The sequence below is a fragment of the Clostridium sp. 1001270J_160509_D11 genome, assembly GCF_015667935.1.
Lineage (GTDB): Bacteria > Bacillota > Clostridia > Peptostreptococcales > Peptostreptococcaceae > Intestinibacter.
This window is the reverse complement of sequence record NZ_JADPET010000139.1, coordinates 1-7802: the sequence shown is the minus strand read 5'-3', so window position 1 is coordinate 7802 and position 7802 is coordinate 1. Positions and strand designations below refer to the sequence as shown.

General features: G+C 27.5%; 8 protein-coding genes and 1 riboswitch. Of the genes, 1 reads left to right on the top strand and 7 read right to left on the bottom strand.

Annotated features, from left to right (window positions below):
- The first annotated feature begins 478 nt into the window (after window positions 1-478).
- Window positions 479-874 carry a hypothetical protein gene (locus I4U58_RS11395; protein WP_195931471.1) on the top strand — a complete coding sequence of 132 codons (396 nt, stop codon included), beginning with the start codon at window positions 479-481 and terminating at the stop codon, window positions 872-874.
- A 97-nt stretch (window positions 875-971) separates the two neighbouring features.
- On the opposite strand, the gene dprA is transcribed toward I4U58_RS11395, so the two are convergent.
- The 7 genes from dprA to I4U58_RS11360 form a co-directional block, all read right to left on the bottom strand.
- Window positions 972-1874 carry a DNA-processing protein DprA gene (dprA, locus tag I4U58_RS11390; protein WP_195931470.1) on the bottom strand — a complete coding sequence of 301 codons (903 nt, stop codon included), beginning with the start codon at window positions 1872-1874 and terminating at the stop codon, window positions 972-974.
- 4 nt (window positions 1875-1878) lie between these two features.
- Complete coding sequence (locus I4U58_RS11385) at window positions 1879-3210, bottom strand: metallophosphoesterase (protein ID WP_195931469.1); 1332 nt, start codon at window positions 3208-3210, stop codon at window positions 1879-1881.
- A 175-nt stretch (window positions 3211-3385) separates the two neighbouring features.
- The gene (gene ribE / locus I4U58_RS11380) at window positions 3386-3847 is read right to left on the bottom strand and encodes a 6,7-dimethyl-8-ribityllumazine synthase (protein WP_195931468.1); all 462 of its coding nucleotides are present in this window, start codon (window positions 3845-3847) and stop codon (window positions 3386-3388) included.
- 141 nt (window positions 3848-3988) lie between these two features.
- Window positions 3989-5188: a bifunctional 3,4-dihydroxy-2-butanone-4-phosphate synthase/GTP cyclohydrolase II gene (locus tag I4U58_RS11375; RefSeq protein WP_195931467.1), complete on the bottom strand. Its 1200-nt coding sequence runs from the start codon at window positions 5186-5188 to the stop codon at window positions 3989-3991.
- Window positions 5189-5206: 18 nt separating this feature from the next.
- Window positions 5207-5863, bottom strand: coding sequence for a riboflavin synthase (locus tag I4U58_RS11370; protein ID WP_195931466.1), 657 nt, complete (start codon window positions 5861-5863; stop codon window positions 5207-5209).
- 24 nt (window positions 5864-5887) lie between these two features.
- The gene (gene ribD, locus I4U58_RS11365; protein WP_195931465.1) at window positions 5888-7000 is read right to left on the bottom strand and encodes a bifunctional diaminohydroxyphosphoribosylaminopyrimidine deaminase/5-amino-6-(5-phosphoribosylamino)uracil reductase RibD; all 1113 of its coding nucleotides are present in this window, start codon (window positions 6998-7000) and stop codon (window positions 5888-5890) included.
- Between the two features lie 146 nt (window positions 7001-7146).
- A riboswitch (FMN riboswitch) is annotated at window positions 7147-7264 on the bottom strand.
- Window positions 7265-7352: 88 nt separating this feature from the next.
- Window positions 7353-7688: a hypothetical protein gene (locus tag I4U58_RS11360; RefSeq protein ID WP_195931464.1), complete on the bottom strand. Its 336-nt coding sequence runs from the start codon at window positions 7686-7688 to the stop codon at window positions 7353-7355.
- Window positions 7689-7802: the final 114 nt, after the last annotated feature.

Sequence of the window (7802 nt, the reverse complement as noted above, 5' to 3'; positions counted from 1 at the left end):
GGCTTATCTTACCTAGATGGATTATTGTTATTTCAACGATTATATTTTTATTTGCTTATGTATTATATGCAGAGGTTAATTATATTATCTTGGATTATTAGATGTCAAGCCATTTATTACCATATATTGTATATTGGTATTTTATTTTCTAATTAATTTAAATCTATTTTTTACTTTAAATATATGCTTATTGTAATTTTTCTTATATATTTTCTAATTTTGATTTGATTTTATACAGTAACTTTATTTTTAATTATATTTATCGACGTTATCCATAGTCATCATTTTAACAATCTTTAATGTAACTTATGAATATTCGATATCGTTTTCCATTTTTCAATTGATATAAAACTTTATACCAATTATTACTTTTGAAATTTTTTCTAAGAATATAAACTTACCTTTATGCGAAAAATATACACTGTTAATATCTATAAGTTTAAGTATTTTTAGTAATTTGAATTAGGTGGTGGAAAACTTGTTAAATTTAAATATCTGGCGTGAATATCTAGTTTTATTTTTAATCGGTGGAATTGTATATGTCTTGATTGAAATATCATATAGAGGTTATTCTCATATATCAATGTTTTTAGTTGGTGGACTTTGCTTTGTTTTAATATCTTCTCTAAATGAATTTCCATTTAAAATATCTTTAGTATTACAAATGATCATATCTTGTTTATTAATTACCGGAATTGAATTAATCACTGGAATAATAGTAAATATTTTTCTTCATTTAAATGTTTGGGACTATTCATTAGAGAAATTTAATTTTTTAGGACAAATTTGCTTAAAAGCATCTATTACTTGGTTCTTTTTAAGCCTTCCAGGAATATATATAGGCAACTTTATAAAATCAATTTTAGCGCAGTAAAATACATTAATATAACTAGATATATTATTAAACTTACTTATTAAAAGAGACAGAAAAGCATTTAGAAAACTTTTCTGTCTCTCTTTATATCTATCTTTTATTTTAATAATATATCTTTATATTTTTTATAGTCTTTTTTATTTTTAAGGTCAATTACATCTTTATTTTCTAGAAGATATAAGTTTCCCTTAACTGTTTCGATATCGTTTTTTATCTCTTTGTGAGTTGAAACAGCAATTTGTTTGTTGTATTTTTTAGCAAAATTGACAGTATGCATAGTTCCACATTCTACAGCACACTCTACAACTACAATCCCTAAACTAAGTGCAGCTTGTAGCCTATCTCTCTGTATAAATTTATTTTTTGAAGGATTTGTGTTTATCTTGTATTCACTAATTAAACATCCACCTGTTTTTATTATTTCATCTGCTAAATCTTTATTTTCATTTGGATAGCATTTATCTAGTCCACATGGCAATGTAGCAATAGTCTTGCCTTTTGACTTTAAGCAGCCTATATGTGCAAAAGTATCACATCCACTTGCAAGCCCAGATACAATTACAAAACCTTCTTTAGCATAAGACTTTGCTAAATCTTCTGCTACTTGTTTTCCCTGTTCTGTTGGATTTCTCGTGCCTATTATGGCTATTGAGTTTTTTTCATAAAGACATTCTAAATTTCCTTTATAAAAAATCAATAGTGATCTATCTTTTATATTTTTTAATTTGGTTGGAAAATCATCATTAAAAATATTAGTCGACTTTATACCAAGCTTATACGATTCAGATAAAGTATTTATAGAATTTTCGATTGTTGTTTTTATTTTGTCTAAGCTAGGTACTTCAAAGTTTTCATCTATTTCTTTATATTTAGATATACATTTTTGTATATCTTCTTGTGATAAATTTAGTGATTCATTCAAAAATCCCTTTTCTATTAATGTATTTGTTTTACTTTTTCCTATTAAATCAATAATCGTAAGTATTAAGCTATTATCCATATCCTCATCCTTTATCTTTATTCCAAATAACTTCTCCAAAAGACCCATCATCTTCTCTAAGAGATAGCCTAAGTGTATTATGGTCATATTTTTTCTCTTTCATAATACTATCTATATATTTATGATAAAAAATATCACTGACTAAAGACCAGATTTTATAATTATCGCTTACTTCAATTATTCTATAAATTTCAACTACTGTACCGCTGAAAAAGGCTGGATTTAGTTTTGACAATGTGCTAGACATCATTTTAGCTTCATATTCACTTAAATTTCTTCTCAATAATTCAAAATATATTTTTTTATACGTTTGAGTATATGCGTAATTATAGGAATAATAATTGAAATGAAGCAGATTATTATCTAAGATACCTTTTTTAAATGCCCATCTAGAAACATCAACTACTCTTGTTTTATAATATATTTCTTTTTTGGGCTTGTATTTTAAAGTGGCATATTGATTTCTACATACAACTAATGAACTTGTAGCTACATCGTATATTTTTCTCTTCTTAGTAGTTTTGCTATAACCTGGTTTTATATGTTGTATATGAAGATGTCCACTTAAATTTAAGATAACATCATATTTAGCATATAATTCTATAAGCCTCTGATTATTTTCTAATGTATATCCTTTATTCATTAAATCATTATGGTCTACTAAGCTGTGATGTGTAACTGTTATTACTTTTTTATTCTTTTCTTTAGCTTCTTTTAAATTTTTCTCTAGCCACTCATATGTACTATCACTCAATATACCTTTTATCGCAACTGGGTTTTTCCAATTGTTATTTTGATAGAAATTAGTATCAAGCATTACAAGCCATAAATCTTCTGATATTTCAGTTACATAACTAAGAGAATTTTCATCTAAATCTTTTGCGTTTTCATAACCACAGTTAAAATATATTTGTTTAAACATTTCTGGAAAAACAGATTTTATCGGTACTTTTTGTGATGCTTTATATTTATATGCATTATAATTTTTTATGTCGTGATTACCAGGTATAACATATATGTTTATTTTATTATCTATTATTTTTTGTATTTTTTTCATAAGATCGATATGACTTACCATTTCACCATTATATGTTAAATCTCCACATATAATTAGCCCCCCGTTTGGCTTATACTTGATAACTTCGTCTATAAGTACATCTATTATTTCAGAGGCATATCTCATTTGCTTTAAATCGCCTTTTGTTTTACAGATTTCTATTAATTCTCCTTCAGGGTCTGCCTTTGGAGAGATATAGTGCAAATCTGTAGCAACAATAAATTCTATATTATCTATTTCATCATCACCCTTTAAACAATTTATTTTTTTTGAATCCATATATTATTCGCCTCTCATATTAAGGTTTTTCCCCCATTTTATAATTATATTTTAATACTAATATATAAAAAGAACAATATTCTTATTTTTAAAAAAATAACCTAACGAGAAATTTTATTAATCTCATTAGGCTAGTTTTAATTTATAAATTTTATAATATATTATAAAAATTTGTTTATTTTATTCCTTTTAAGAGAGATACCATTTCTAATGCTCCCATAGCACAATCATATCCCTTGTTTCCTGCTTTTGTTCCTGCTCTTTCAATAGCTTGTTCTATGTTTTCTGTTGTAACTACACCAAACATTACTGGCATATTTTCATCTAAAGACACCTTTGCTATTCCTTTTGATACTTCATTACAAACATAATCATAGTGAGAAGTTGCCCCTCTTATAACACAACCTAAGCATATGACTGCATCGTATTTTTTAGTTCTCGCCATTGCTTGTGCAACAAGTGGTATTTCAAATGCACCTGGAACCCATGCTAATTCGATATCTTCTTTTGCTACATTGTGGCGATATAGGCAATCTTGTGCTCCTGATACTAATTTAGATACTATAAACTCATTGAAACGAGCTGCTACTATACCTATTTTTAATCCACTTCCATTTAATTTTCCTTCATATATCATATTATTTTCCTCCCAATTTTACTGATTTATATATTTTAAAATTATTTTTACTTTATAATTACATACTCTATTTAATCTAAATCTATATTTCATATTCTGAGATATTTAAATTGAATTTATATTAATAATAAGCATATATTCTTATCCTATATCTAGCATATGCCCCATTTTATCTCGTTTTGTTCTTAAATAATCTATATTGTATTTTGTTATTTCTTCTTCTGTTGAGACTCTTTCATTTATTTTTATTCCATATTCCTCTAGTTGACCTAGTTTATCTGGGTTATTACTTAAAAGTCTTACACTATGTATTCCTAAATCTTTTAATATTTGAGCAGCCATATTAAAATCTCTCAAATCATTTTCAAATCCTAAAACTAAATTTGCCTCTATTGTATCGTATCCCTTATCTTGCATATGATAAGCTCTAATTTTATTTATAAGACCGATTCCTCGTCCCTCTTGTCTAAGGTAGATTACAAGTCCGCTTCCATTTTTAGCAATTGCCTCCATAGCAGAGTTTAGTTGTTTTCCACAATCACATTTTATTGAGTGAAAAGCATCCCCAGTTAAACACTCTGAATGTACTCTAACTAATACATCTTCACTGTCTAAATCTCCATATTTAAGGGCTACATGTTCTTCACCGTTGTATTTATCTCTATATCCGATTATTTCAAATATTCCGTAACTTGTCGGTAATTTTGCGCTACTAACTCTCTCTGCTGTTATCTCTGTAATTTTTCTATATTTGATTAAATCAGCTATAGTTATTATTTTTAAATCATGCTCGTCTTTAAATTTCATTAAATCATCTACTCTAGCCATTGTTCCATCTTCTTTTAAAATTTCACATATAACGCCTACTGGTGAAAATCCTGCAATTTTTGCTAAGTCTACTGCAGCCTCTGTATGTCCATTTCTAACAAGAACACCACCGTCTTTTGCTACTAATGGAAACATATGACCAGGTGTATTAAAATCTGATTCTTTTGCATCTTTATTTACAAACTGTCTTATTGTCTCGCATCTATCAAATGCTGAGATTCCTGTTGTTGTATTTGTTCCATCTATAGAAATAGTAAATGCTGTTTTAAAAGAATCTGTGTTATTTCTGACCATAAGTGGTAGATTTATTTGATCAAATTTTTCTTTTAAGGCAGGCATACATATAAGCCCTCTACCGTATTTAGTCATAAAGTTTATCGCCTCTGGTGTAACTTTATCAGCAGCCATAAGTAAATCGCCTTCATTTTCTCTGTCTTCATCATCTACAACAATTATCATTTTTCCTTGCTTTAAATCTTCTATCGCTTCTAATACTGTATTAAATCTTCTCATAAAATCACCCCTATATTATTAAAATCCATTTTTCATTAGAAAATCTAAATCTATATTACTTTTATTTTTTTCTTTTTCACCTTCATTAAAATTTATCATAAATCTCTTTACATACTTACCAATAATATCACTTTCTAAATTTACTAAGTCTCCTACCTTTTTTTCTAAAAGCGTTGTACTTTCTTTTGTGTGAGGTATTATTGATACTTTTAGGATTTTTTTATCTACAAAAGCTACCGTAAGACTTACGCCATCTATAGTTATTGAGCCTTTATAAACGACATAATCTAAAAAGCTTTCATCAGATTTTATACTAATCCAAACTGCATTTTCTTCTTTTTTAAAATCTATTATTGTTCCTGTTGTATCCACGTGACCTGTAACTATATGTCCTCCAAATCTCGATGATAAGCTCATAGCTCTTTCCAGATTTACTTTTGAATTTCTTGTTAATTTGCTTAAATTTGTCGCTCTTACAGTTTCCATCATCACATCTGCTACAAATTCATTTTGAAATACTTCACAAACTGTTAAGCATACTCCATTAACCGCTATAGAATCACCTAGATTTACATCTTCTAAAACTTTATTTGCACAAATTCTTATCTTCCCACTTTTACCACTCGCCGTAATATTTTTAACTATTCCGACTTCTTCGACAATTCCAGTAAACATAATACCTCCTCTCTGTAATCAAATTTATTTAATTACATCTGCCTCTATCAAAATATCATTATCTATCATTGTTGTATTTGTAATATGTAAGTTTGTTGCATCACTCAAACTCTCAATTCCCATTCCAGATACAAAACTAGGTGCATCCTTTCCTCCTATTATCTTCGGAGCCATAAATATTTTAACTTTATCAACTAAATTTTTTCTAAATAAACTGTCATTTAAAGTCGCTCCACCTTCGACTAATACTGAATCTATTTTTAATTCACCCAATTTTTTTATTACAAAATTTAAATCTACTCCTGATTCATCTTTTGGTGAAATATATACATCTACATTGTTTTCTTTGAGTAAGTCTATCTTGCTTAAGTCGTTTTTGCATGTAAAAATTATTGTTTTTGCTTTTTTATCTTTTACTAAGTTTAAGTCCATAGGAATTTTTAAATTAGTATCGATTACTATTCTTATCGGATTTCTAGTTTTTTGATTTTCTATCCTAGTTGTCAAACTCGGGTTATCTTTTAAAACTGTATTTATACCTACCATAATAGCCATATATTTATTTCTAAATTCATGCGTCATTTGTCTAGATTTTTCGTTTGAAATCCACTTAGATTCCATATGTTTAGTCGCTATTTTTCCATCCATACTAACAGCAGTTTTTGAAATAACTAATGGTTTATTGTTTTTTATGTAGTGAAAAAATACCTCATTTAACTTTAGACCTTCTTCTTTTAAAATCCCTGTTGTAACTTCAATTCCAGATTCTCGTAATTTTTTTATTCCGCCTCCTGCTACTAGTGGATTGGGATCTGTATTACAAATTACAACTCTTTTAACCTTATGCCTTATTAAATTATCTGCACATGGAGGTGTTTTGCCAAAATGTGAACAAGGTTCTAATGTAACATACACTGTAGAATCTTTTATATCTTCCTTAGCACTATTTATTGCATTTACTTCCGCATGTGCTTGACCATATTCCATATGATATCCTTGTCCAATTATTTTATTATTTTTAACTATAATGCATCCTACTAATGGATTTGGATTTACTGCACCAATTCCCAATTTCGCAAGCTCTAAAGCCTTTTTCATATAGTAATTATCTTCTTGAGATTTTGAGTCAAATTTCATAAGAATTCCTTCTTTCTCTATAATGAATTTACATCAGCATATTTTATAACCATTTTTTTACAATCAAAAAAGCCCTGATATAATCAGGGCTATACGTTCAATAATTAAAATGATACTAAAACTAACTTAAATTTGTTTTTATCATTTTTTATCTTCTCTCATCCAGACTTTACTGTCGGCTTTGGAATCTCACCAAATCAACTACAATCGTAGCTCGCGGGCTATACCGCCGGTCGGGAATTGCACCCTGCCCTGAAGAATATTTTAAATTCATCTTTATTAACTTATATCTGTAATGTAGCACATTTTGAAATAATTTGCAATTTATTATCTATTTTTTTCAAAATTAATTTTATTTCTTTTTAATTAATTCTATTTCTTTTTCTAATTTAGCAATTCGCTTTTCTTGATTTTGTATTTTTTTATTTAAATTTGTTATTGTTTCTCTTTGTGAATCTAGTATTCCTATTATAGAGCTTAAATTTTTATCATTTGTTTTAGCAAATTTATCAAAAAATTCTTTAATACCCTCCTCATAAAACACATTTAGCCCTTCATTATAAGTCTTTAGAATATAGTCTATTAGTTTATCATACTCACCATTATCTATTTCTTGTTTTAAGTCTCTCCCTAATTTTTCTTTTAATTTTTTATCAAAATCTATCGCCTTATCTTTATTTTCATTCATAATTCTATAAAGTCAAAATTACTTTTAATTTTGACCCTTTGCCCCCTTCATCTTAATAAAAATTATTTCTTAATATTATTCTAAATTTAAGAAATAAATTTTTCTATAGAGATC

What these genes read in the sequence shown, in the direction of transcription:
- I4U58_RS11385 (WP_195931469.1), bottom strand. Translation starts at nt 3,210, where the DNA reads ATGGATTCAAAAAAAATAAATTGTTTAAAGGGTGATGATGAAATAGAT.
- I4U58_RS11370 (WP_195931466.1), bottom strand. Translation starts at nt 5,863, where the DNA reads ATGTTTACTGGAATTGTCGAAGAAGTCGGAATAGTTAAAAATATTACG.
- ribE (WP_195931468.1), bottom strand. Translation starts at nt 3,847, where the DNA reads ATGATATATGAAGGAAAATTAAATGGAAGTGGATTAAAAATAGGTATA.
- I4U58_RS11375 (WP_195931467.1), bottom strand. Translation starts at nt 5,188, where the DNA reads ATGAGAAGATTTAATACAGTATTAGAAGCGATAGAAGATTTAAAGCAA.
- ribD (WP_195931465.1), bottom strand. Translation starts at nt 7,000, where the DNA reads ATGAAATTTGACTCAAAATCTCAAGAAGATAATTACTATATGAAAAAG.
- dprA (WP_195931470.1), bottom strand. Translation starts at nt 1,874, where the DNA reads ATGGATAATAGCTTAATACTTACGATTATTGATTTAATAGGAAAAAGT.
- I4U58_RS11360 (WP_195931464.1), bottom strand. Translation starts at nt 7,688, where the DNA reads ATGAATGAAAATAAAGATAAGGCGATAGATTTTGATAAAAAATTAAAA.